We start from the raw sequence: 22,560 nt of genomic DNA, 5'->3' as shown, positions 1-22,560 counted from the left end.
GGTGCAGTCTTCCAGATCCGCCGGTGCCCCTCGAACGAGCGACGTGACGGACGGGGGGCCGGGTCGTTTGGCGTTGCGAGGTTCCGTTCGTCGTTTCTGGGCGGAATGTCACCCACACGAGTAAGGTCAGGAGTGGTTATGGGAGTGCTTGCCTGGTTCCGCCGCCGTCGCCCGGACGGGGAGGGGCAGCAGCCGGAAGGGGCGGCGCGGGCCGCCGCGTCGGCGACGGAGCCGACCGCGCCGACGGAGTCGCGGTGCCCGGCCGCGGCGTCCGCGGCGGCGGAGCCGGAGACCGGCGACGCCGGGGCGGCGGGGCCCGCCGGCGGCGGGCCCGAGGGCGCCGAGAAGGCCGAGGCGGCCGACGCCCCGGAAGGGGACGGCGTCGGCATCCCGAAGCAGACCGCGGCGACACAGGCCGCGGACAGCGAGACGGGCGAGGGGGCCGCACGGCCCTAGGAGCCGCGGGAGGCACGGCGCGCGGGGCGGCGGCCGACCGCCGTCGACGGCGGAACCGAGGGGCGGAAACCGATGGCGGAACCGACGGCAGAAAGGTGACCGGAATGAGCTTCATGGACCGGCTCAAGGACAAGCTCGTGCAGAACCGCGACAAGGTCGAAACGGGCATGGACAAGGCCGCATCGGCCGCCGACTCGGCGACGAAGGGGAGACACCGCGGCAGGATCGAGACCGGCACCCGGAAGGCCAAGGAGGCCATCGGCCGGTTCACGAACGGGCACCGGCGCGACGGGGACGGCGGCACCCCCCGCTGACGCGCGCCGGCCGGGGCCGCTCGCCGGCCCCGGCACGTGTCACCCGCTCACGACCAGGAGGCGACGAAGTAGCCCACCCCGTAGGGCGCCGAGTCGTAGAGCAGCCGGCCGCCGAGGCCCGCTTCCTCGGCGGCTCCGGCCAGCAGCTGCCAGGCGGAGCGGCCGGCGACGTGCAGGGCCTCGGCCAGCGGTGCGTCGAGCGCGGCGAGCGCGGCGGTGTTGGCGTCCCCGAGGGCCCGGGCCGCCGCGGCGTCGAACGCCGCCGCGCGCTCGTCGTAGGCCCCCGGCGCCCGCGGCGAACGGCAGGCGCTGCCGTCGCCGAGGACCAGCAGGGCCAGCCGTTCCGTGCCGGCGGCGAGGTCGCGGCCGAGCGTGGCCGCCTGCCCGGCGTCGAGCGACTCGGCGACGCCGAGCCCTTCCACCGGTGCGGCTCGCCATCCGGTCCGTTCGAGCAGCCAGGCCCCCACGGTCAACGACGGCGGGAGCGCGCGATCCGCCGGCTCTCCCGCGCCCAGGGTCGCCCTGACATCCACGCCGAACCCCGCGAGCGAGCCCCGCGCGCCGCCGGGGAAGGCGCCCCGGCCCGGCGGACTCGCGGGCCCCACCACCACCAGCCGGTCGGGGCGGGCGGCCGCCAGCACCCCGATGGCGTCGTAGCAGGCGGCCCGCGCGTCGTCGAGCTCGGCCGCGGCACCCGCCGCCACCTCGGGAACCAGCAGGGGCGGGCAGGGGCAGACCGCGGCGGCGACAAGCATGGGCGCAGCCTAACCCCGCCGGAGGCGGGCCGCCCGCGACCGCGAGGCCACGAGACCGGTCAGCGCACGTCGCAGCCGCCCGCCGGGACGGCGGTGGGCGGGGGGGCGCCCACGCCCGGCAGGCCGAGCAGCACGCCCCGCGGCCGGTCGGCCGGCGCGGCGGTGCGCCGTTCCCACGCGTCGCCCGCGCGCGAACGCCGCACGGCCAGGACCTCGCCCTCCGCGAGCAGGTGGTGCGGGGCCGCGTAGGTGATCTCGACCGTCGCGACGTCACCCGGCCTGACCGGCTCGTCGGGGCGGGTGAAGTGGACCAGCCGGTTGTCGGGGGCGCGGCCCGACAGCCGCCGGGTCGCGTCGTCCTTGCGCCCCTCGCCCTCGGCCACCAGCACCTCGACCCTACGGCCGACCTGCTTCTTGTTCTCCGCCCACGAGATGTCGTCCTGGAGCGCCACCAGGCGCTCGTACCGCTCCTGCACGGTGGCCTTGGGCAGTTGCCCGGGCATCTCGGCGGCGGGTGTCCCGGGCCGCTTGGAGTACTGGAAGGTGAACGCCTGCGCGAACCTGGCCTCGCGGACCACGTGCAGCGTCTCCTGGAAGTCCTCCTCGGTCTCGCCGGGGAAGCCCACGATGATGTCGGTCGTGATCGCGGCGTCCGGGATGGCCGCGCGCACCTTCGCGATGATCCCGAGGTAGCGGTCCTGCCGGTAGGAGCGGCGCATCGCGCGCAGCACCCGGGAGGAGCCGGACTGCAACGGCATGTGCAGCTGCGGCATCACGTTGGGGGTCTCCGCCATCGCCTCGATGACGTCGTCCGTGAAGTCGCGCGGGTGCGGAGAGGTGAACCGGACGCGCTCCAGGCCGTCGACGCGCCCGCAGGCGCGCAGCAGCTTGGAGAACGCCTGCCGGTCGCCGATGTCGGAGCCGTAGGCGTTCACGTTCTGCCCGAGCAGCGTGATCTCGGTGACGCCCTCGGCGACCAGGGCCTCGACCTCGGCCAGGATGTCGCCCGGCCTGCGGTCCTTCTCCTTGCCCCGCAGCGCGGGCACGATGCAGAAGGTGCAGGTGTTGTTGCAGCCGACCGAGATGGCCACCCAGGCCGCGTACGCGCTCTCGCGGCGGGTGGGGAGCGTGGAGGGGAACGTCTGGAGCGACTCGGCGATCTCCACCTGCGCCTCGCGCTCGACGCGGGCGCGTTCGAGCAGTACGGGCAGGCTGCCCACGTTGTGGGTGCCGAAGACGACGTCGACCCAGGGGGCGCGGCTGACGATCGCGTCGCGGTCCTTCTGCGCGAGGCAGCCGCCTACGGCGATCTGCATGCCGGGGCGTGCGGCCTTCTTCGGGGCGAGCTGCCCGAGGTTGCCGTAGAGGCGGTTGTCCGCGTTCTCCCGCACGGCGCACGTGTTGAACACCACGACGTCCGCCTGCTCGGCGCCCGGGGCCGCGGGCACGTACCCGGCCGCTTCGAGCAGGCCCGACATGCGTTCGGAGTCGTGCACGTTCATCTGGCAGCCGAACGTCCGGACTTCGTAGGTGCGCGCGACATCGGGCATGCGTGAGCTCAATCCCATTTCGTTCCGAGACCAGTCGGGGCCAGTGCCCAAGTCTACGTTCCGCTGATAACTTGCTCGGGTGCTCTCCGTGCGTTCTCCGCGGCGGCGCCCGGTACAGATCCTGGTGGGCGTCCTGACGGTGCTCGCGGTGGCCGCCGCGCTGCTGTGGCAGCCGGTGTTCACGCGCGAGGACCGGCCGTCCGGATCCGTGACGCTGAGCACGGGGGTGACCACCGGAGTCTACGCCCGCTACGGGCAGCTGCTGCGCGGGCAGCTCGCGCGCGACGCCCCCGGCCTTGAGATGACCCTCGCCCCCAGCGTCGGCTCGGTCGAGAACATCCGGCGCCTGGTCGCCGGCGAGGCCGACTTCGCCATCGCCACCGCGGACGCGCTGGCCACCTACCAGGCCACCGGCGGCGAGGGCGCGGAACGGCTGCGCGCCTGCGCCCGCCTCTACGACGACTACCTGCAACTGGTCGTGCCCGCGGGGTCCGCGGTGCGCGAGACGGCCGACCTCGCCGGACTGCGGGTCGGCGTCGGCCAGGACGGGTCGGGGGTGCAGCTGGTGACGCGCGAGCTGCTCGCAGCCGCGGGGCTCGACATGGAGGCGGACGTGCGGGCCGTCAGGGAAGGCATCAACGACATGCCGCGGATGCTGGAGGCCGGCCGGATCGACGCGTTCTTCTGGTCGGGCGGGCTGCCGACGAACGCGGTGACCCGCCTCGCCGCCCGGCTCGACATCCGCCTGGTGCCGCTGGGCGACCTGCTGCCCGCGCTCAGCGGGCGCGGGCCGCACAGCGGCTTCTACCGCGCGGCCGTCATGCCGCCCGACGCCTATCCCGACATCGCGGGTTCCGACGTGATCGACACCATCGCGGTGGCGAACCTGCTGGTGACGACCGAGGAATCCGACGACGCCCTGACCGAGCAGATCACCCGGTCCGTGATCAACGGCCGCGACCGGATCGGGCAGGAGGTACACGCGGCGCAGCGCGTCGATCTGCGCACGGCCATCTACACCAGGCCGCTCGAACTGCACCCGGGCGCCCGCGCCTACTACCGGTCGGCCAAGGTCTGACCGCGCGCTCCCGCGCCGATCCCCCGATCCCCGATCCCCGATCCCCGATCCCCCACCGTTCCCCCACTCCTGACCGCCCGCGGCCCGCCACCGGGCGCCCCGAGCCGCCCTCGCGACGACGCCTCCCCTCACCACTCACCGCGACCGCATGGGAGCTTTGACATGCACGACGACCGCAGCCTCGTCGAGGACCGCCTGCACCGGGTGCTGAACGAGCGGCTACGCCCGGCCGTCCACCGGGAATCCGTGCCCCTGACCGTAGAACGCTGGGACGCGCCGGGCGAGCCGGTCCCGGTGGCCGAGGGGCTCGCCGCGGCCTACCGGCCGGCCGCGGCCGGCGAGCCCTGGGGGCCGCCGTGGGGCACCACGTGGTTCCGGGTCACGGGACGGGTCCCGGCCGGGTGGGCGGGCCGGACCGTGGAGGCCGTGCTCGACCTCGGTTTCGACCGCGGGATGCCCGGCTTCCAGTGCGAAGGGCTGGTGTACCGGCCGGACGGCGAGGCGGTCAAGGGCCTCAACCCGTACAACGACTGGGTGCGCGTCGCCGAGCGGGCCGCGGGCGGCGAGGAGGTGGAGCTGTACGTCGAGGCCGCCGCCAATCCCCTCGTCGAACCCGGCGGCGACGGCGCCCTGAGCGACCGGCTCACCGCGGGGGACGAGCCGCTGTACCGCGTGGCGCGCATGGATCTGGCCGTCTTCGAGACGCAGGTCTGGGAGCTGGTGCAGGACCTGGACGTGGTCGGCGGCCTCATGAAGCAGCTCCCGCTGGACGACGCGCGCCGCTGGTCGCTGCTGCGCGCCGTGGAGGGCGCGCTGGACGCCATCGACCCCGGGGACGTCGCGGGGACCGCGCCGGCGGCCAGGGAGCGCCTCGCCCCGGCGCTCGCGTCCCCGGCGCACGCCTCCGCGCACCGGCTGAGCGCGGTCGGGCACGCGCACATCGACTCGGCGTGGCTGTGGCCGCTGCGCGAGACGGTGCGGAAGGTGGCGCGGACGGCGGCGAACGTGACGGCGCTGATGGCGGACCACCCGGAGTTCGTGTTCGCGATGTCCCAGGCCCAGCAGTTCGCGTGGCTGAAGGAGCACAGGCCCGAGGTGTTCGCGAAGGTGCGCCAGAAGGTGGCGGACGGCACGTTCGTCCCCGTCGGGGGCATGTGGGTGGAGTCGGACACCAACATGGTGGGCGGCGAGGCGATGGCGCGGCAGTTCGTGCACGGCAAGCGGTTCTTCCTCGACGAGTTCGGCATCGAGACGCGCGAGGTGTGGCTGCCGGACTCGTTCGGGTACACCGGCGCGCTGCCGCAGCTGGTGAAGCTGTCCGGCGCGACCTGGTTCCTGACCCAGAAGATCTCCTGGAGCGCGACGAACGCGTTCCCGCACCACACGTTCTGGTGGGAGGGCATCGACGGCACGCGGGTCTTCACCCACTTCCCCCCGGTCGACACCTACACCTCCGATCTCAGCGGCGGCGAACTCGCGCACGCCGCGCGGAACTTCCGGGAGAAGGGGCGGGCGACGCGTTCGCTGGTGCCGTTCGGGTTCGGTGACGGCGGCGGCGGCCCCACCCGCGAGATGCTGGCGCGCGCCCAGCGCGTACGCGACCTGGAGGGCTCCCCGCGCGTGGAGATCGAGCCCCCTGAGGACTTCTTCACGCAGGCGCACGCGGAGTACCCGGACGCGCCGGTCTGGGTCGGTGAGCTGTACCTGGAGCTGCACCGGGGCACGTACACGTCCCAGGCGCAGACCAAGCAGGGCAACCGGCACAGCGAGGCGCTGCTGCACGAGGCCGAGCTGTGGGCGGCGACCGCGGCGCTCCGGGCACCGGGGTACGCCTACCCTTACGAGCGGCTCGACGCGCTCTGGAAGACGGTGCTGCTGCACCAGTTCCACGACATCCTGCCCGGGTCGTCCATCGCCTGGGTGCACCGCGAGGCCAGGGACACCTACGCGCGGGTGCGCGAGGAGCTGACCGGCCTGATCGACCAGGCGCAGCGGGCACTGGCCGGGGACGGTCCCGGCACCACGGTGTTCAACGCCGCGCCGCACGCCCGCGGCGGCATCCCCGCCGGCGGCGCCGCGCCGCGCGAGGGCGGCCCGGAGGCGGCGCCCGCGGTGTCCGCCGACCGGCCCGGGGGCGGCTTCGTGCTGGAGAACGGGCTGGTGCGCGTCGCGGTGGACGGCCGCGGCCTGGTGGTGTCGGTTCTCGACCTGGCGACCGGCAGGGAAGCGGTCGCGCCGGGCGCGGCGGCGAACCTGCTCCAGCTGCACACCGACCTGCCGAACAAGTGGGACGCGTGGGACGTGGACGCGTTCTACCGCAACCGGGTCACCGACCTGACCGGCCTCGACGCCCTGACCCTTGAGGAGGCGGGCGGGGCCGCCGCGAGCGTGCGGGTGACCCGTTCGTTCGGTGCCTCGCGCGTCGTCCAGCGGCTGACGCTGCGGGCCGGCTCGCGCGCGCTCGACGTGGACACCGAGGTCGACTGGCACGAGCGCGAGAAGATCCTGAAGGCGGCCTTCCCGCTGGACGTGAAGGCGGACAGCTCGGCGGCCGAGACGCAGTTCGGGCACGTCTTCCGCCCCACGCACACCAACACCTCGTGGGACGCGGCGAAGTTCGAGATCTGCGCGCACCGCTGGCTGCACGTGGCGGAGCCGGGCTGGGGCGCCGCGCTCGTCAACGACTCGACCTACGGGCACGACGTGACCCGCGACGTGCGGCCCGACGGCGGGCAGACCACCACCGTGCGGCTCTCGCTGCTGCGGGCTCCCCGCTACCCCGACCCGGAGACCGACCAGGGCGTGCACCGGATGCGCTACGCGCTCGTGCCCGGGGCGACGATCGCCGACGCGGTCCGCGAGGGGCACTGGTTCGGCCTGCCGGAACGTTCGGTGCCCGGCGGCGCGGCGGTCGAGCCGCTGGTGGCGGTGGAGGACGAGAGCGGTCCCGTGGTGATCGAGACGGTGAAGCTCGCCGACGACCGCGAGGGCGATGTCGTCGTGCGGCTGTACGAGTCGTCGGGCGGGCAGGCGCGGGCCCGCCTGGTGACGGGCTTCCCCCTCGCCGAGGCCACGGTGACCGACCTGCTGGAACGGCCGCTGGCCGACGCTCGCGCGCCGCGCGCCGTCGACGGCCGAGGCGTGGAGCTGGCACTGCGGCCGTTCGAGATCGTCACGCTGCGCCTGCGTCCGGCCACGCCTGCCGGCTGACCGCCGGCTGCTCGCCGCCCTCGGGCGCGTGCCGCGGGACCGTGACGGTCACCCGCAGGCCGCTGGGCTCGTTGGGCTCATACGCGATGGCCGCCCCGGCGGCGGCGAGCAGCGCGCCGACGATGGAGAGCCCGAGGCCCGAGCCCGACACGTTCTGGTGGCGTCCGCTCCGCCAGAAGCGGTCGCCGATGCGCTCCAGCTCCTCGGCGGCGAGGCCGGGACCGTCGTCGGCGGTGACGACGGTGACCTCGTCCCGGCCCGCGATGACGGCGACGTGGACCTCGCCGCCTGCCGGGGTGAACTTCAGCGCGTTGTCGACAACGGCGTCCAGCGCGCTGGAGAGCCCCACCGGGTCGGCCCACGCGGTGACCGCGGCCGGGCCGGTCAGCGCCACGGTCACCCCCGCGCGCTCGGCGACCGGGCGCCAGGCGGCGACGCGTTCGGCGACCAGGGCCGCCACATCGGTGACGCGCAGGTCGGCGGGGGTGCCCTCGGCCAGCGCCAGGTCGAGCAGGCCGTCGAGCACGCGGGCCAGCCGTTTGCCCTCCTCGCGGACGGAGGCGACCTCCGCGTTGCCCTCGGGCAGTTCGAGCGCGAGCAGGTCGATGCGCAGCAGCAGCGCCGAGAGCGGGTTGCGCAGCTGGTGGGAGGCGTCGGCGACGAAAGCGCGCTGCCGTTCGAGCACCTCCTCCACGTTGTCGGCCATCTCGTTGAACGAATGGGCCAGCCGCCTCAGCTCGGGCGGCCCGCCGGACGGGGCGACGCGGGCGGTGAGGCGCCCGGTGGCGATGTCGTGCGCGGCCTTGTCCAGGACCCGCACCGGGCGCAGCACCCAGCCGGTGAGCCGGAACGCGGCGGCGAAGGCCAGCAGCATGGCCGCCGCCTCCCCCGCGGCGATGCCGGCCCAGCCGCGCAGGATGCGCTCGCGCAGCGCGCCGGTCGGCGAGTCGATGACCACCACCGCGATGACGTCGCCGTCCCTTATCACCGGAGAGGCCACCACGAGCCGCCGGTCGCGCTGCCAGGGCCAGACCTGGCTCGGGCCCTGGCTGCGACGGCCGGCCAGGGCCTCGGTGAACTCGGGGCCGCGCGCGCCCCCCGGCGCGCGCCAGCCCGTGGGCGCGGCGGCCAGCGCGCTGCCGTCGCGGCTGAAGACGCCGGCCCTGATGCCGTACACATCGTGGTAGGCGGCCAGTTCCGCGCGCAGCGTGGACAGGCGCGCGTCGCCGACGCCGCCGACCTCGCCGTCGGTGACGAACTGGGTGAGCGACGCGAAGCGCGTGGTGTCGTCGATGCGGTCGACGACCACCCGCTGCTGCTCGCTGCGGGCCTGGCTGGTGGCCAGCGGTACGCCGAGCGCGAGCAGGACACCGGCGAGCAGCACGATCAGCAGGGGAAGAAGGCGGGAGCGCATGACGGTTCCGGCGTCCTGCCCGGTCAGGCGGCCGGCAGCGAGAGCCGGTAGCCCACGCCGCGCACCGTCTCGACCAGTTCCGGCCTGCGGAGCTTGGCGCGCAGCGAGGCCACGTGCACCTCAAGGGTGCGCCCGGTGCCCTCCCAGCTGGTCCGCCAGACGTCGCTGATGATCTGCTCGCGGCGGAAGACGACGCCGGGACGCTGCGCGAGCAGGGCGAGCAGGTCGAACTCCTTGCGGGTCAGCGCCACGGGCCGGCCGTCGACCACGACCTGGCGTGTGGCGAGTTCGACCGTGACCGGGCCGATGACCAGGACACCGGGCCGGTCCTCCGTCTCGCCGGCGGGCGGGGCGGCCTCGGGGCCGGTGCGGCGGCTGACGGCGTGGATGCGGGCCAGGAGTTCTCCCGTGTCGTAGGGCTTGACGACGTAGTCGTCGGCGCCGAGGTTGAGGCCATGGATGCGCGAACGCACGTCGGCGCGCGCGGTGACCATGATGACCGGGACGGACGACAGGCGGCGGATGCGTCCGCAGACCTCGAATCCGTCCACGTCCGGCAGACCGAGGTCGAGGAGCACGACACCGAAGGTGCCGTCGCGGAGCAGCCCGACCGCCTCCTCGCCACCACGGGCCCTGACCACGTCGAAGCCGTGCCTGCCGAGGACCGCGACGAGGGCGCCGGCGACGTGTTCGTCGTCCTCGACGAGAAGCAGTCTCACGTGCTCCCTCCCTGCCGCTGCGCACACCCTGGTCTCCGCGCCCTGGCCTCCGGTGCGACCGGGCATCCACGCATCCACCCCGATAAGACGGGTCCGCGTCAAGCTCTGCGGGGACAGCTGCACTGTTCCGTTATGCGGCCCGCACCCAGGGCAACGATTCGTGACGCTACGCGAGGTGAGGGCAATCGGATCGTTATCCTCAATTTCCCCTCAGATCTGCTGACCATGTGTTGCGGGGTGGCTAGGGTCCGTGCAACCGATGAGGACGGAGCAACACCACGATGAGCGATGCGTCGCTGACCAAGGACTTCGCGGAGACCGCGCCCTCCGCGGGCGACCTCGTCGTCCTGGACAGCGTGAACAAGCACTTCGGCGCGCTGCACGTACTTCAGGACATCAACCTCACCATCAAGCGGGGCGAGGTCGTCGTCGTGATCGGGCCTTCCGGCTCCGGCAAGTCGACGCTGTGCCGGGCGATCAACCGGCTGGAGACGATCGACGACGGGTCCATCACCATCGACGGGGAGCCGCTGCCGGCCGAGGGCAGGGAACTGGCCCGGCTGCGGGCCGACGTGGGCATGGTCTTCCAGTCCTTCAACCTGTTCGCGCACAAGACGGTGCTGGAGAACGTCACCCTCGGCCCGATCAAGGTGCGGCGCAAGCCCAAGGCCGAGGCGGAGGAACGGGGCCGGGCCCTGCTCGACCGGGTCGGCGTGGGCAACCAGGCCGACAAGTACCCGGCGCAGCTCTCCGGTGGTCAGCAGCAGCGCGTCGCGATCGCGCGGGCGCTGGCCATGGAGCCGAAGGTGATGCTGTTCGACGAGCCGACCTCGGCGCTGGACCCGGAGATGATCAACGAGGTCCTGGAAGTCATGCAGCAACTGGCCCGCGAAGGCATGACCATGATCGTCGTCACGCACGAGATGGGCTTCGCCCGCTCGGCGGCGAACCGCGTCGTGTTCATGGCGGACGGGCGCGTCGTCGAGGAAGCGGCCCCGCACCAGTTCTTCGACAACCCGCGCAGCGACCGGGCCAAGGACTTCCTCTCGAAGATCCTCCAGCACTGACCACGCTTCCCGTGTCACCGGCCGGGCGCCGGTGGCCGGGCGTTCGTACGCCGCCCGGGGACGCGGACGCGGCACCCGCACACTCACCGCAACAAGAGAACAAGGGGAATCACTCATGAGACTTCGCAGGACGACCACGCTGGCCGCGTCCCTCCTCGCCATCACCCTGACCGCGACGGCCTGCGGCGGCGGGGACGACGACGACAGCGGCAACGGCGGTGGTGGCGGTGGCGACGAGATCGTCATCGGCATCAAGTTCGACCAGCCGGGCCTCGGCCTGCTGACCCCGGACGGCGACCACGTCGGCTTCGACGTCGACGTCGCCACCTATATCGCCGGGGAACTGGGCTACGAGCCGGACCAGATCGTGTTCCAGGAGGCGCCGAGCCCCGAGCGCGAGAACCTGCTCTCGCGCGGCGACGTCGACATGATCGTGGCCACCTACTCCATCAGCGAGGAGCGCGAGGAGTCGGTCGACTTCGCCGGCCCGTACCTGCTGGCCCACCAGGACCTGCTGGTCCGGGCGGACTACGAGGTGCCGAACGAGGAGGCGATCAACGACATGACGCTGTGCTCGGTCTCCGGCTCCACCTCGGCCGCCAACGTGCAGCGCGACATCGCGCCGGATGCCAGGCTCCAGCAGAACAACACCTACTCCCAGTGCCTGACCGGTCTGGAGAACGGCACGATCGACGCGCTCACCACCGACGACTCGATCCTCGCCGGATACGCGGCGCAGCCCGAGCACCAGGGCAAGTTCCGCCTCGCCGGTCTCGAACTGAGCGACGAGTACTACGGCGTCGGCCTGCCGAAGGACTCCGAGAACCTGGACGCCGTCAACGAGGCGATCACGGCCATGGTCGAGGAGGGCGCCTGGGACGAGGCCGTGGCGGAGCACTTCGGCCCGGCCGGGTACGAGCCCGAGGCCGCCCCGGAGATCGGCACCAGGCCCGAGGCGTGACCCGCTCGTCCGGGCTTCCTGTGGCGCGCCGTCCCCCCGGCGGCGCGCCACGTTCCTTCCGCATCCTCTAGGCGAGACTGCGAGATTCCGTGTTCGACTTCCTTGACCTCGACAGGTACGACCTGTTCGGAGCGTTCTGGACGACGGTGCAGCTGACCGTCTTCTCCGCGATCGGCTCGTTGATCCTGGGCACCGTGCTGGCCGCGATGCGCGTCAGCCCCGTCCCGATCATGCGGGCCTTCGGCACCGTGTACGTGCACATATTCCGTAACACGCCGCTGACCCTGATCATCGTCGCCTGCTCGCAGCTGCTGGCGTACACGCTGGGCATGAGCATGGGGGCCGAGTTCGCCACCGACACCATGTCGTTCCGGCTCGCGGTCCTCGGGTTCGTCCTCTACACCGCCACCTTCGTGTGCGAGGCGCTGCGGTCCGGCATCAACACGGTCCCGGTGGGCCAGGCCGAGGCGGCCCGGGCACTCGGCCTCGGCTTCACCCAGGTGCTGACGCTGATCGTGCTGCCGCAGGCGTTCCGGGCCGTGGTGGCGCCGCTGGCCAACGTCCTGATCGCCCTGACCAAGAACACGACGGTGGCCGCCGCCATCGGCGTGCCGGAAGCCGCGCTGCTGATGAGCGACATGGTCGAGCAGGAGGCGCAACTGCTGCCGATCGCCATGCTGTTCGGCTTCGGCTTCATCGTCCTGACCCTGCCGACCGGGCTGCTGCTCGGCCGGCTCAGCAAGCGCGTGGCGGTGAAGCGATGAGCAACCTGTCCGTCCTCTACGACGCGCCGGGGCCCAGGGCCCGTCGGCGGAACGTCTCCTACGCCGTCGCCTTCCTGGCCGTCCTGGCCCTCGGTTCCTGGTGGCTGATCTCCCAGCTCCAGGACAAGGGAGAACTGGACTGGGCCAAGTGGGAGCCGTTCTTCACCGACAGCCGGGTGTGGACGACCTACCTGCTGCCCGGCCTCCAGGACACGCTGGTCGCCGCCGGCCTCTCGATGCTCATCGCCCTGCCGCTCGGCGCGCTGCTCGGCATCGGCCGCCTGTCGGACCACTGGTGGGTGCGGGCGCCGGCCGGGGCGATCGTCGAGTTCTTCCGGGCCATCCCGGTGCTGCTGCTCATGCTGTTCGCCAACGAGGCGTACGCGCTGTGGACGGACGTCGACCGCAGCGTGCGCCCGCTCTACGCGGTGGTGACCGGCCTCGTGCTGTACAACGCCTCGGTGCTCGCCGAGGTGGTGCGCGCGGGCGTGCTGTCACTGCCCAAGGGGCAGGCGGACGCGGCGCGCGCGATCGGCATGCGCAAGGGCCAGACGATGACGTTCGTGCTGCTGCCGCAGGCCGTGACCGCGATGCTGCCCGCGCTCGTGAGCCAGCTCGTCGTGATCGTCAAGGACACCGCGCTCGGCGGCGCGCTGCTCGGCTACAGCGAACTGCTGCGCAACGCGAACCTCGTCATCAGCAACTACGGCAACGTGCTGGCCTCCTTCGCGGTGGCCGCGGCCATGTTCATCGCGCTCAACTTCCTGCTCACCAGCCTCGCGAGCTGGTTGGAAGGCCGCATCAGGCGCGGCAAACGCAGCACGGGCGCGGCCCTGTCGACCACCATGCCGGGCGGGATGGCCGTCGCCGGGGACGTTGCCGGGGACGCCGCGGGGCCGGCCGTTGGCGGCATGGGACCGTCCGGTGGCGGCGCGGGGCCGTCAGGAGACGGCCCGGGCGGAACGGGCCTGAACATCCCCTAGCCACCCGGACCAAGGCGAGTTCGTCAAGGCCGACTTGACGCCCGGACATCGCTGCCGTTCCATACGTGCTGTGCTGCCCGTGATCATTGTCGGCGCGGGCCCCGTGGGGCTCGCGCTGGCACTCGCCCTGGCCGGGCACCGCGTCCCGACCGTCGTGCTCGACGGCGCCGAAGGGCCGCCCGCCACGCGCCTGGCCCGCACCTGTGTGCTGCCGCGGGACGTGGCGCACTGGGCGGAGCTGCCCGGCATCGGGGACGAGGCGCAGCCGTGGGGCGCCTGGCGGACGACCCATCGCGGACGTGCGGCGCTGCACCACGTGTTCGCCCCGGAGACCGCGCCGCGCCACCTGCCGCAGCACGTCCTGGAACGCGCCCTGCGGGACGCCGCCGCCCGGCAGGAGCTGATCCGGCTGGCCCGGGGGCACCGGCTCACCGATCTCGAACAACGCGCGGACCACGTGATCGCGCACTCCGCGCGCCGGACCGGGGGCGGTGGCGCGGACCGGGCGGAACGGTGGCGCGGCAGCCATCTCGTCGGCTGCGACGGCCCGCGTTCCACCGTGCGCAAGCTGATCGGAGCGCCGTTCCCCGGGCGGACCGGCGTCGAACGGTTCGCGGTGGCGGCGCTGCGCGCCGAACTGCCGTGGCCCGGGGAGGCCGGACTGCACGGCGGGCTGCCGGCCGGCGACGTCACCGTCCGGTCCCTGGCCGGCGACCGGTGGCGCCTCGACTGGCCGCTGCCGCCCGACGGCGGCCTGGTCACCCCCGAGTCGCTGGTGGCCCGGGTGGACTCGACCCTCGCCGCATGGCACGACGGCGAGGTGCCCGCCTACGACCTGCTCGACACCGGAGTGCACGTCTGCCACCAGCGGCTGGCGCGCGGCTGGCGGGCCGGCCGGGTCTTCCTCGCCGGGGACGCGGCCCATCTGCTGGGCGCGCTCGGCACGCAGCAGGTCGCCGAGGGGCTTCGGGATGTGGAGAACCTCGCCTGGAAACTCGCCGTGGATCACCGGGAGGGCGACGCGGAGCTCCTGCTCGACAGCTACCAGGCGGAACGACGCGCCGCCGTCGGTGCCCGGCTGCGGGCGGTGGACCAGGCGCTTCCGCTGGTGCGCGGCCGGGGGCGGCTCGCGGCGCGGCTGAGCGCGCGCAAGCGCGGGCGGCTCGCCCTGCTCGCCGACAGCCATCTCGGGCGCGGCGCCATGGGCCGCCCCGACTGCTTCGACGCCTCCCCGCTGGCGTGCTCGCCACGGCATTCCACCCGGACGGACACCCCGGTGGGCGCGCCGGCCGCGGACGTGCCCGTGATCACCCTGGGCGGGGAGGAGATCAGGCTGCGGCAGCGGCTCGGCGGGCCGCTGCTCCTGGTGCTGACCGCGCCGGGAGCCCGGGTGTGGGACGTCAAGCACTGGATGTCGGCCGGTCTCATGCCGGAACTCGCCGCCGCCGCCCGGACCTTGCCGCTGCCCGCGGAGCTGCTGGTCACCGAGGACTATCCGGGGGCGGGCGCCCACACGCTGCTGCTCGTGCGGCCGGACGGGCACCTGGCCGCGGCGTTCCCCGGGGCCGACCAGGAGTCGCTGCGCTCGTGCGCGGCGACGCTGCGCGGTGCGGTCGACCCGGCCGCCGAGCCGGTGCCGGAAGGCTGACCGGCCCGCACGTCGCGACAGCGCCCGAACGGGCGCGGACACGCGCGGGCCGACGCGTCATGGCGTGCCCGTCCGGACGCCGGGGACCGCACGCACCGCCGGCACCCCGTTCACAACGCACCGCCGGCACCCCCGCCACGGCCGGCAGCGGACGCCACCACCACGCTCGCCCTCCGGCCGGCCGAGCGCCCCGAGAACGTTCCCCGCTCACGGTGCGCCCCGGGAGCCGTTCCCCGTTCATCGTTCACAGGTCGCCGGACGGCTCCGCCTCCCCGGGCCACGGCGCGTCGGGCCCGGCCTCCGCCTCGTCGGCCAGGGCCTGTCTGATCACCCGCAGGGAGACCTCCTCCGCGTACCCGCGCCGGGCCAGCATGGCGGCGAGCCGCCTCATCCGCCGGTCCCTCGGCACGCCGCGCGTGGCGCGCAGCCGGCGCTCCACCAGGGCCCGCGCGGTGGCCTCCTCGCGCTCCGGGTCCAGCCGCCCGACCGCTTCCTCGATGAGGTCGGCGGCCACCCCCTTGGCGCGCAGCTCCCGGGCCAGCGCACGGCCGGCGAGGCCGCGCCCGTGGTGCCTGGACTCCACCCAGGCATCGGCGAACGCGCCGTCGTCGATCAGCCCGACCTCCTCGAACCTGGCGAGGACCTCGGTGATCGCGCTCTCGGGCACCTCACGGGCCCGCAGCGCCGTCGCCAGCTCACCGCGGGTGCGCGGAGTCCCGGTGAGCAGGCGCAGGCAGATGGCCCGGGCCCGCTCCACCGGGTCCCTGGGGATGCGCGGTGGCCCCTCACCGGCCCTCGACGAAGGGGGGCCACCGCTGTCTCGTGCCGCGGGTTCCGGCCAATCGCTGCGCCGGGTCACCGTCAGCTCTTGGCCGCCACGGGCTTGGCGGCCACCGGCTTGGCCGCCCGGGGAGCCTTGGCCTGAGCCGGTGCCGTGGTGCCGCCCCCGGCGGCGGGCACCGCGGCGGCCCCGGCGGGCGCGCCGTCCGCGGCGTCCTTGCCCGGATCGGCCTCGGGAGCCTCGGTTTTCGGGCCGATCCCCAGCTTGTCCTTGATCTTCTTCTCGATCTCGTTGGCGAGGTCCGGGTTGTCCCGCAGGAAGTTCCGCGAGTTCTCCTTGCCCTGGCCGAGCTGGTCGCCCCCGTAGGTGTACCAGGCACCGGACTTCCGGATGAAGCCGTGCTCCACCCCCATGTCGATCAGTCCGCCCTCGCGGCTGATGCCGGCCCCGTAGAGGATGTCGAACTCGGCCTGCTTGAAGGGCGGCGCCACCTTGTTCTTGACCACCTTGACGCGGGTGCGGTTGCCCACGGCCTCGGTGCCGTCCTTGAGGGTCTCGATGCGCCGGATGTCCAGCCGCACCGACGCGTAGAACTTCAGCGCCCGCCCGCCCGTGGTGGTCTCGGGCGACCCGAACATCACGCCGACCTTCTCCCGGAGCTGGTTGATGAAGATGGCCGTGGTCTTCGACTGGTTGAGCGCGCCGGTGATCTTCCGCAGGGCCTGGCTCATGAGCCGTGCCTGGAGGCCGACGTGCGAGTCCCCCATCTCGCCCTCGATCTCCGCGCGCGGCACCAGGGCCGCGACGGAGTCGATGACGATCAGGTCGAGCGCTCCCGAACGGATGAGCATGTCCGTGATTTCGAGCGCCTGTTCACCGTTGTCGGGCTGGGAGAGGATCAGCTGGTCCACGTCCACCCCGAGCTTCTTCGCGTACTCGGGGTCGAGCGCGTGCTCCGCGTCCACGAAGGCGACCGTGCCGCCCGCCCGTTGGGCGTTCGCCACCGCGTGCAGCGTCAGGGTCGTCTTGCCTGAGGACTCGGGGCCGAAGACCTCCACCACGCGCCCGCGCGGCAGCCCTCCCACGCCGAGCGCGACATCGAGCGCCGTCGATCCGGTGGGGATGATCTCGATCGGCTCGTCCGGACGCTCGCCCAGGCGCATCACCGCCCCTTTGCCGAACTGCCTCTCGATCTGCGCGAGAGCGGCGTCGAGCGCCTTCTCGCGGTCCGTGCCTGCCATGGGTGCCACCCGGTCCGTCTGATTCGATCGCTTCACATCACGGACGCTAACGCCCGCCACTGACAATCGCCGTCCGCCCTCCCATAAGAATGCCTGTTCGATTTCTGTGTCAAGCGCCGCACCCGTCCAGGTGGCCCGGTAAAACCGCAGGTCAACGGCGTCAGTGCAGGTGCGAGGGCACGTCGAACGCGGAACACACCGCCCGCCAGACCTCCTTGGCGTCCCACCCCGCGTCCAGTGCCTCGCACACGGTCCGTCCGCCCAGTTCCGACATCACGTGGTCCCGTGCGAAGGAGTCCGCGTACGAGGCACCGAAGTGCGCCCTCATCCGCTCCCAGAAATCCGTCAGCCGCATGCCCCCAGTATCGGTGCGCCACCGGAGGACCGGCCCGCCGGCCGCTCCGGGCCGCCCGGGACCCGGCCCGGCGCGGGAGACGGCGCCGGACGCGTTGTCGGTGGTCGGGTGCAGGATGGGGACATGAGCGCTTCCTCCGCACTCGACCGGTTCTCCGAGGCCACCCGGGCGTGGTTCACGCGTGCCTTCCACGCGCCCACGGCCGCGCAGGAAGGCGCCTGGCGGGCCATCGCCGAGGAGTCGGACGCCCTGGTCGTGGCGCCCACCGGCTCGGGGAAGACGCTCGCCGCCTTCCTCGCCTCCCTCGACCGGCTCGCGGCGTCGCCCCCGCCGGCCGAGCCGCTGCGGCGGTGCCGGGTGCTGTACGTCTCACCGCTGAAGGCACTGGCCGTGGACGTCGAGCGCAACCTGCGCAGTCCGCTCACCGGCATCAGGCAGGAATGCGTACGCCTGGGCCTGCCGGAGCCGGACATCCGCGTCGGGACCCGTACCGGGGACACCCCGCCCGCCGACCGCCGCTCCCTCGCGCGGCGCCCGCCCGACATCCTGATCACGACCCCCGAGTCGCTCTTCCTCATGCTGACCTCGGCCGCCCGCGAGGCCCTGTCCGGGGTCGAGACCGTGATCCTCGACGAGGTGCACGCCGTCGCGGGCACCAAGCGGGGCGCCCACCTGGCGCTCACGCTGGAACGGCTGGACGCGCTGCTGCCCCGCCCGGCACGCCGCATCGGCCTCTCGGCGACCGTGCGCCCGGTCGACGAGGTCGCCCGCTTCCTCTCCCCCCGGCGCAGCGCCCAGGTCGTGCAGCCGCCCGCGGGGAAGGAGTTCCGGCTCTCGGTCGTCGTACCGGTGGCCGACATGGGCGAGCTCGGCGGCTCGCCCGTGCCCGACGCACCGGGCGGCGGCGAGGCCCCGTCGATCTGGCCCTCGGTGGAGGAGCGCATCGTCGACCTCGTCCAGGAGCACCGCTCCACCATCGTCTTCGCCAACTCCAGGCGCCTGGCCGAGCGCCTGTGCAACCGGCTGAACGAGATCGCGCACGAGCGGGCCACCGGCGAGCCCCTGCCCCAGGAGCACGGCCCGGCCGCCCTGATGGGCCCCGCGGGGGCCGCCCGCGGCGCCGCCCCTGTCCTCGCGCGGGCCCATCACGGTTCCGTCTCCAAGGAGCAGCGGGCGGCCATCGAGGAGGACCTGAAGGCCGGCCGGCTGCCCGCCGTCGTCGCCACCTCAAGCCTCGAACTCGGCATCGACATGGGCTCGGTCGACCTCGTCATCCAGGTCGAGTCGCCCCCTTCCGTGGCCTCGGGCCTGCAACGGGTGGGGCGCGCGGGGCACCAGGTCGGCGCCGTCTCCGCCGGCGTGGTCTTCCCCAAGTACCGCGGTGACCTGGTGCAGTCGGCCGTCGTCACAGAACGCATGCGCGCCGGGGCGATCGAGTCGCTGCGGGTGCCGGCCAACCCGCTGGACGTCCTCGCCCAGCAGATCGTCGCCATGACCGCGATGGACACCTGGGACGTCGACGAACTGCTCGCGCTGGTGCGGCGGGCCGCGCCGTTCGCCTCCCTGCCCGAGTCCGCCTACCACTCGGTGCTCGACATGCTGGCCGGGCGCTACCCCTCGGACGCCTTCGCCGAACTGCGGCCCCGGCTCGTCTGGGACCGCGTCGCGCAGACGCTGACCGGTCGCCCCGGCGCCCAGCGCCTCGCCGTGACCTCGGGGGGCACGATCCCCGACCGCGGCCTGTTCGGGGTCTTCCTGGCCGGGTCCGACCCGCGCAAGGGCGGGGGCCGGGTCGGCGAGCTGGACGAGGAGATGGTCTACGAGTCCCGGGTGGGGGACGTGTTCACGCTGGGCACCACCTCGTGGCGGATCGAGGACATCACCCGCGACCGCGTCCTGGTCACCCCTGCCCCCGGCGTTCCCGGCCGGCTGCCCTTCTGGAAGGGCGACCAGCTCGGCCGCCCGCTGGAGCTGGGCCGGGCCCTCGGCGCCTTCCTCCGCGAGATCGGCGGCCTGGCCCCGGAGGCCGCGCGGGAGCGGCTGGCCGCGGCGGGTCTTGACGCCTGGGCCGTGGACAACGTGCTGGCCTACCTCGCGGAGCAGCGCGAGGCCGCCGGGCACCTGCCGGACGACCGCACCATCGTGGTCGAGCGGTTCCGCGACGAGCTGGGCGACTGGCGGGTGGTGGTGCACTCCCCCTTCGGGGCGCAGGTGCACGCCCCCTGGGCGCTGGCGATCGGCGCGCGCCTGACCGAGCGCTTCGGCCTCGACGCCCAGGTGCTGCACGCGGACGACGGCATCGTGCTGCGCCTCCCCGACGCCGACCTGCTGGCCGGGCCGGACGAGGACCTCACCGGTCCTGGCCACGACGCGGAACGGGCCCCGGTCGCCGCATCCGACGTGCTGTTCGACAGCCAGGAGATCGACCAGATCGTCACCGACCAGGTCGGCGGCTCCGCCCTGTTCGCGGCGCGCTTCCGCGAGTGCGCCGCGCGCGCCCTCCTGCTGCCGCGGCGCGACCCCGGCCGGCGGACCCCGCTCTGGCAGCAGCGCCAGCGCGCACACCAACTGCTGTCGGTGGCGGCCGATTTCGGCTCGTTCCCCATCGTGCTCGAAGCGGTGCGGGAGTGCCTCCAGGACGTGTTCGACGTGCCGGGGCTCGCCGAGCTGATGGGCGACATCGAGGCCCGGCGCGTCCGGCTGGTCGAGGTCACCACCCGCGAGCCCTCGCCGTTCGCCCGCTCCCTCCTGTTCGGCTACGTCGCGCAGTACCTGTACGAGGGCGACTCGCCGCTCGCCGAGCGGCGCGCCGCCGCCCTCTCCCTCGACTCCCGGCTGCTCGCCGAGCTGCTGGGCCGCGCGGAGCTGCGCGAGCTGCTCGACCCCGACGTGCTCACCGGCCTCGAACAGGAACTCCAGTGGCTCACCGAGGAACGGCGGGTCGGGGACGCCGAGGGCGTCGCCGACCTGCTGCGGGTCCTCGGTCCCCTGACCGGCTCCGCGCTGGCCGCACGCGGCGGCCGGCCGGAGTGGGCGGACGCCCTGGTGGCCGCGAGACGCGCCCTGCGCGTCCGGCTGGCGGGCGAGGAGCACTGGGCCGCCATCGAGGACGCCGGCCGCCTGCGGGACGCGCTGGGCACCGCGCTGCCCGTCGGGGTGCCCGAGGCGTTCACCGAGCCGGTCGGCGACCCGCTGGGCGACCTGCTCGCCCGCCACGCCCGCACCCACGGGCCGTTCACGTCCGCGCAGGCGGCGGCGCGGTTCGGCCTCGGCACGGCCGTCGCCGACGGCGTCCTGCACCGCATGGCCGCCGACGGGCGGCTGGTGCAGGGCGAGTTCAGGCCGGACGGCAGCGGGCAGGAGTGGTGCGACCCCGGCGTCCTGCGGCGGTTGCGCCGCCGCTCGCTGGCCGCGCTGCGCCACGAGCTCGAACCGGTGGCTCCCCAGGCGCTCGCCGCCTTCCTGCCGCGCTGGCAGCACGTCGGGCGCCCCGGGCGCGGGGGCCTGCGGGGTGTGGACGGCCTGTTGCGGACCGTCGAGCAGCTCCAGGGGACGCCGGTGCCCGCCTCCGCGCTCGAACGGCTGGTGCTCCCCTCCCGGGTCGCCGGATACGCCCCGCCGATGCTGGACGAGCTGACGGCCTCGGGCGAGGTGCTGTGGGCCGGGGCGGGAGCGCTGCCGGGCAAGGACGGCTGGGTCGCGCTGCACCTCGCGGACTCCGCGCCGCTCCTGCTCCCGCCGCCCCACCCCCTGGAGCTCTCGCCGCTCCACCGGGCCGTGCTCGCGGCCCTCGACGGCGGCTACGGCCTGTTCTTCCGGCAGCTGGCCGATCAGGTGCGGGCGGCGGGCGAGGAGCCCCAGGAGGCGGCGCTCACCACGGCCCTCTGGGAGCTGGCGTGGGCCGGTCTCCTGACCAACGACACCCTGGCGCCCCTGCGCGCGCTGCTCGGCTCCGGCAGGACCGCCGGTTCCGTCGCGCACCGCGGTCGCCGAAGCGCCCCGCGCGGGCGCTGGGGCACGCTCCCGGCCGGCCCCGGCCGGGCCGCGGCACCGCGCAACGGTCCGCCGACCGTCGCGGGCCGCTGGTCCCTGCTGCCCGCCCGGGAGGCCGATCCGACCCTGCGGGCGCACGCGCTGGCCCGCACGCTGCTCGACCGGCACGGCGTGGTCACCCGCGGGGCCGTCGCGGCCGAGGGCGTGGAGGGCGGGTTCTCCGCGGCCTACCGCGTGCTGTCGGTCTTCGAGGAGAGCGGCAGGGCCAGGCGGGGCTACGTGGTCGAGGGACTGGGCGCGGCCCAGTTCGCGATGGACGGCGCGGTCGACCGGCTGCGGGCCATCGGCACGGCGGCCGAGCGGGGCGGCCGCGCCGGGGACGGCCTCCCCGAGGGGCTGCTGCTCGCCGCCGCCGACCCCGCCAATGCCTACGGCGCGGCCCTGCCCTGGCCGGAGCCGCCGCAGGGCGCCGCGCACAAGCCGGGCCGCAAGGCGGGGGCTCTGGTGGTGCTCGTGGACGGGGAGCTGACGCTGTACCTGGAACGCGGCGGCCGTACGCTGCTCGCCTGGCCCGACCGCGCGACCGAGGGGGCTGCGGAACGGCTGCGGACCGGCGCGGAAACCCTGGCCGCAGCCGCACGGGACGGATCACTCGGCGCGCTGACGATCGAGCGCGTCAATGGCGAGCCGGTGCTCGCCGACCCGTTCTGGGCGGGACTGCTGGAGGCCGCGGGCTTCCACGCGACACCGCGCGGGCTGCGCCTGCGGCCCTGACGAAGGAACGCGGGGGCGGCTTTCGTGCCGCCTCGGGCCTGGCAGGCCGGGAGATCAGGCCGCGACGACGTCGACGGCCTTGCTCGGGGCCTTGATCGTGACGTGCTCCTCGGGACGGTGGGTGACGGTCGTCACACGCACCGGGTTCAGCAGGGGGCGTTCCAGGCCGCGGCCGGGAGGCACCCCGAGGGACGGGACGGTGTCGCTCGCGGCGGACTGGGCGAGCTCTGCCAGGGCCAGCTCGTCGCTGACTTCCCTGAGCAGCTCGGACATCCGCAGATCGAGCGCGTCGCAAATGGCGGACAGCAGCTCGGAGGAAGCTTCCTTCTGCCCCCGCTCGACCTCGGAGAGGTACCCGAGGGAGACCCGTGCGGAGGAAGACACTTCACGCAGAGTGCGGCCCTGACGCTGGCGCTGCCGACGCAGCACGTCACCCAGCAGGCGACGGAGCAAAATCATCGGTGGCTCCCTCCTCGGACCGTTGGCCTCGCTTGCTT

At 74.0% G+C, this 22,560-nt stretch carries 17 protein-coding genes and 1 pseudogene; 10 read left to right on the top strand and 8 right to left on the bottom strand.

The window, feature by feature from the left end; translation table 11 throughout:
* Positions 1-138: 138 nt before the first annotated feature.
* Positions 139-456 (top strand): hypothetical protein, encoded by a 318-nt coding sequence (locus LC193_RS24500; RefSeq protein ID WP_226077489.1) that lies wholly within the window; start codon positions 139-141, stop codon positions 454-456.
* Positions 457-560: 104 nt separating this feature from the next.
* A complete protein-coding gene (locus LC193_RS24495) occupies positions 561-770 on the top strand; it encodes an Rv0909 family putative TA system antitoxin (protein ID WP_226077487.1) in 210 nt (69 codons plus the stop codon).
* A 47-nt stretch (positions 771-817) separates the two neighbouring features.
* On the opposite strand, the gene LC193_RS24490 is transcribed toward LC193_RS24495, so the two are convergent.
* Together LC193_RS24490 and miaB are read right to left on the bottom strand one after the other, a co-directional pair.
* Complete coding sequence (locus tag LC193_RS24490; protein ID WP_226077485.1) at positions 818-1,525, bottom strand: class III extradiol ring-cleavage dioxygenase family protein; 708 nt, start codon at positions 1,523-1,525, stop codon at positions 818-820.
* Between the two features lie 59 nt (positions 1,526-1,584).
* A complete protein-coding gene (miaB, locus tag LC193_RS24485) occupies positions 1,585-3,075 on the bottom strand; it encodes a tRNA (N6-isopentenyl adenosine(37)-C2)-methylthiotransferase MiaB (RefSeq protein ID WP_226077483.1) in 1,491 nt (496 codons plus the stop codon).
* 88 nt (positions 3,076-3,163) lie between these two features.
* On the opposite strand from miaB, the gene LC193_RS24480 reads away from it, so the two are divergent.
* Positions 3,164-4,153: a TAXI family TRAP transporter solute-binding subunit gene (locus LC193_RS24480; RefSeq protein WP_404819479.1), complete on the top strand. Its 990-nt coding sequence runs from the start codon at positions 3,164-3,166 to the stop codon at positions 4,151-4,153.
* 162 nt (positions 4,154-4,315) lie between these two features.
* Positions 4,316-7,363, top strand: a complete 3,048-nt coding sequence (locus LC193_RS24475; RefSeq protein ID WP_226077479.1) for an alpha-mannosidase — start codon at positions 4,316-4,318, stop codon at positions 7,361-7,363.
* On the opposite strand, the gene LC193_RS24470 is transcribed toward LC193_RS24475, so the two are convergent.
* Both LC193_RS24470 and LC193_RS24465 read right to left on the bottom strand, forming a co-directional pair.
* Positions 7,326-8,777, bottom strand: coding sequence for a sensor histidine kinase (locus LC193_RS24470; RefSeq protein WP_226077477.1), 1,452 nt, complete (start codon positions 8,775-8,777; stop codon positions 7,326-7,328). The two genes, LC193_RS24475 and LC193_RS24470, sit on opposite strands and share 38 nt — an antisense overlap.
* A gap of 23 nt (positions 8,778-8,800) precedes the next feature.
* Entirely contained in the window at positions 8,801-9,496 is a 696-nt protein-coding gene (locus LC193_RS24465; protein WP_226077475.1) for a response regulator transcription factor, read from the bottom strand.
* A 281-nt stretch (positions 9,497-9,777) separates the two neighbouring features.
* Here LC193_RS24465 and LC193_RS24460 point away from each other — a divergent pair, with 281 nt between their 5' ends.
* The 5 genes from LC193_RS24460 (at position 9,778) to LC193_RS24440 (ending at position 14,919) form a co-directional block, all read left to right on the top strand.
* Positions 9,778-10,563, top strand: a complete 786-nt coding sequence (locus tag LC193_RS24460; protein WP_086157656.1) for an amino acid ABC transporter ATP-binding protein — start codon at positions 9,778-9,780, stop codon at positions 10,561-10,563.
* Positions 10,564-10,678: 115 nt separating this feature from the next.
* Positions 10,679-11,524: a glutamate ABC transporter substrate-binding protein gene (locus LC193_RS24455; RefSeq protein ID WP_226077472.1), complete on the top strand. Its 846-nt coding sequence runs from the start codon at positions 10,679-10,681 to the stop codon at positions 11,522-11,524.
* A gap of 89 nt (positions 11,525-11,613) precedes the next feature.
* Positions 11,614-12,288, top strand: coding sequence for an amino acid ABC transporter permease (locus LC193_RS24450; RefSeq protein ID WP_226077471.1), 675 nt, complete (start codon positions 11,614-11,616; stop codon positions 12,286-12,288).
* Positions 12,285-13,271 (top strand): amino acid ABC transporter permease, encoded by a 987-nt coding sequence (locus LC193_RS24445; RefSeq protein WP_226077470.1) that lies wholly within the window; start codon positions 12,285-12,287, stop codon positions 13,269-13,271. The genes LC193_RS24450 and LC193_RS24445 overlap by 4 nt, the downstream gene beginning before the upstream one ends.
* A gap of 70 nt (positions 13,272-13,341) precedes the next feature.
* Positions 13,342-14,919: an FAD-dependent monooxygenase gene (locus tag LC193_RS24440; RefSeq protein ID WP_226077469.1), complete on the top strand. Its 1,578-nt coding sequence runs from the start codon at positions 13,342-13,344 to the stop codon at positions 14,917-14,919.
* A 244-nt stretch (positions 14,920-15,163) separates the two neighbouring features.
* Here the strand turns inward: LC193_RS24440 and recX are convergent.
* The 3 genes and pseudogenes from recX to LC193_RS24425 all read right to left on the bottom strand — a co-directional run.
* Positions 15,164-15,895 (bottom strand): annotated as a pseudogene (gene recX / locus LC193_RS24435) (recombination regulator RecX); the annotation flags it as partial.
* Positions 15,781-16,941 (bottom strand): recombinase RecA, encoded by a 1,161-nt coding sequence (gene recA / locus LC193_RS24430; protein WP_226077468.1) that lies wholly within the window; start codon positions 16,939-16,941, stop codon positions 15,781-15,783. The pseudogene recX and the gene recA, both read right to left, overlap by 115 nt.
* 160 nt (positions 16,942-17,101) lie before the next feature.
* The gene (locus tag LC193_RS24425) at positions 17,102-17,296 is read right to left on the bottom strand and encodes a DUF3046 domain-containing protein (protein ID WP_086157663.1); all 195 of its coding nucleotides are present in this window, start codon (positions 17,294-17,296) and stop codon (positions 17,102-17,104) included.
* A gap of 123 nt (positions 17,297-17,419) precedes the next feature.
* Between LC193_RS24425 and LC193_RS24420 the strand changes: the two genes are divergently transcribed.
* The gene (locus tag LC193_RS24420; RefSeq protein ID WP_226077467.1) at positions 17,420-22,063 is read left to right on the top strand and encodes an ATP-dependent helicase; all 4,644 of its coding nucleotides are present in this window, start codon (positions 17,420-17,422) and stop codon (positions 22,061-22,063) included.
* A 54-nt stretch (positions 22,064-22,117) separates the two neighbouring features.
* On the opposite strand, the gene LC193_RS24415 is transcribed toward LC193_RS24420, so the two are convergent.
* Complete coding sequence (locus tag LC193_RS24415; RefSeq protein WP_226077466.1) at positions 22,118-22,522, bottom strand: helix-turn-helix domain-containing protein; 405 nt, start codon at positions 22,520-22,522, stop codon at positions 22,118-22,120.
* Between the last annotated feature and the right edge of the window lie 38 nt (positions 22,523-22,560).

Source organism: Streptomyces marincola, from assembly GCF_020410765.1.
In the GTDB taxonomy this organism is placed as follows: Bacteria; Actinomycetota; Actinomycetes; order Streptomycetales; family Streptomycetaceae; genus Streptomyces; species Streptomyces marincola.
Note: the sequence above shows the minus strand (reverse complement) of the source record. Positions and strands in the feature narration are given on the sequence as shown.

Excerpts from the sequence above, each read along its gene's own strand:
- LC193_RS24470 (WP_226077477.1), bottom strand. The coding sequence starts at position 8,777 with ATGCGCTCCCGCCTTCTTCCCCTGCTGATCGTGCTGCTCGCCGGTGTC.
- LC193_RS24425 (WP_086157663.1), bottom strand. The coding sequence starts at position 17,296 with ATGCGGCTGACGGATTTCTGGGAGCGGATGAGGGCGCACTTCGGTGCC.
- LC193_RS24455 (WP_226077472.1), top strand. The coding sequence starts at position 10,679 with ATGAGACTTCGCAGGACGACCACGCTGGCCGCGTCCCTCCTCGCCATC.
- LC193_RS24495 (WP_226077487.1), top strand. The coding sequence starts at position 561 with ATGAGCTTCATGGACCGGCTCAAGGACAAGCTCGTGCAGAACCGCGAC.
- LC193_RS24445 (WP_226077470.1), top strand. The coding sequence starts at position 12,285 with ATGAGCAACCTGTCCGTCCTCTACGACGCGCCGGGGCCCAGGGCCCGT.
- LC193_RS24460 (WP_086157656.1), top strand. The coding sequence starts at position 9,778 with ATGAGCGATGCGTCGCTGACCAAGGACTTCGCGGAGACCGCGCCCTCC.
- LC193_RS24475 (WP_226077479.1), top strand. The coding sequence starts at position 4,316 with ATGCACGACGACCGCAGCCTCGTCGAGGACCGCCTGCACCGGGTGCTG.
- recA (WP_226077468.1), bottom strand. The coding sequence starts at position 16,941 with ATGGCAGGCACGGACCGCGAGAAGGCGCTCGACGCCGCTCTCGCGCAG.
- miaB (WP_226077483.1), bottom strand. The coding sequence starts at position 3,075 with ATGCCCGATGTCGCGCGCACCTACGAAGTCCGGACGTTCGGCTGCCAG.
- LC193_RS24500 (WP_226077489.1), top strand. The coding sequence starts at position 139 with ATGGGAGTGCTTGCCTGGTTCCGCCGCCGTCGCCCGGACGGGGAGGGG.
- LC193_RS24420 (WP_226077467.1), top strand. The coding sequence starts at position 17,420 with ATGAGCGCTTCCTCCGCACTCGACCGGTTCTCCGAGGCCACCCGGGCG.
- LC193_RS24415 (WP_226077466.1), bottom strand. The coding sequence starts at position 22,522 with ATGATTTTGCTCCGTCGCCTGCTGGGTGACGTGCTGCGTCGGCAGCGC.
- LC193_RS24490 (WP_226077485.1), bottom strand. The coding sequence starts at position 1,525 with ATGCTTGTCGCCGCCGCGGTCTGCCCCTGCCCGCCCCTGCTGGTTCCC.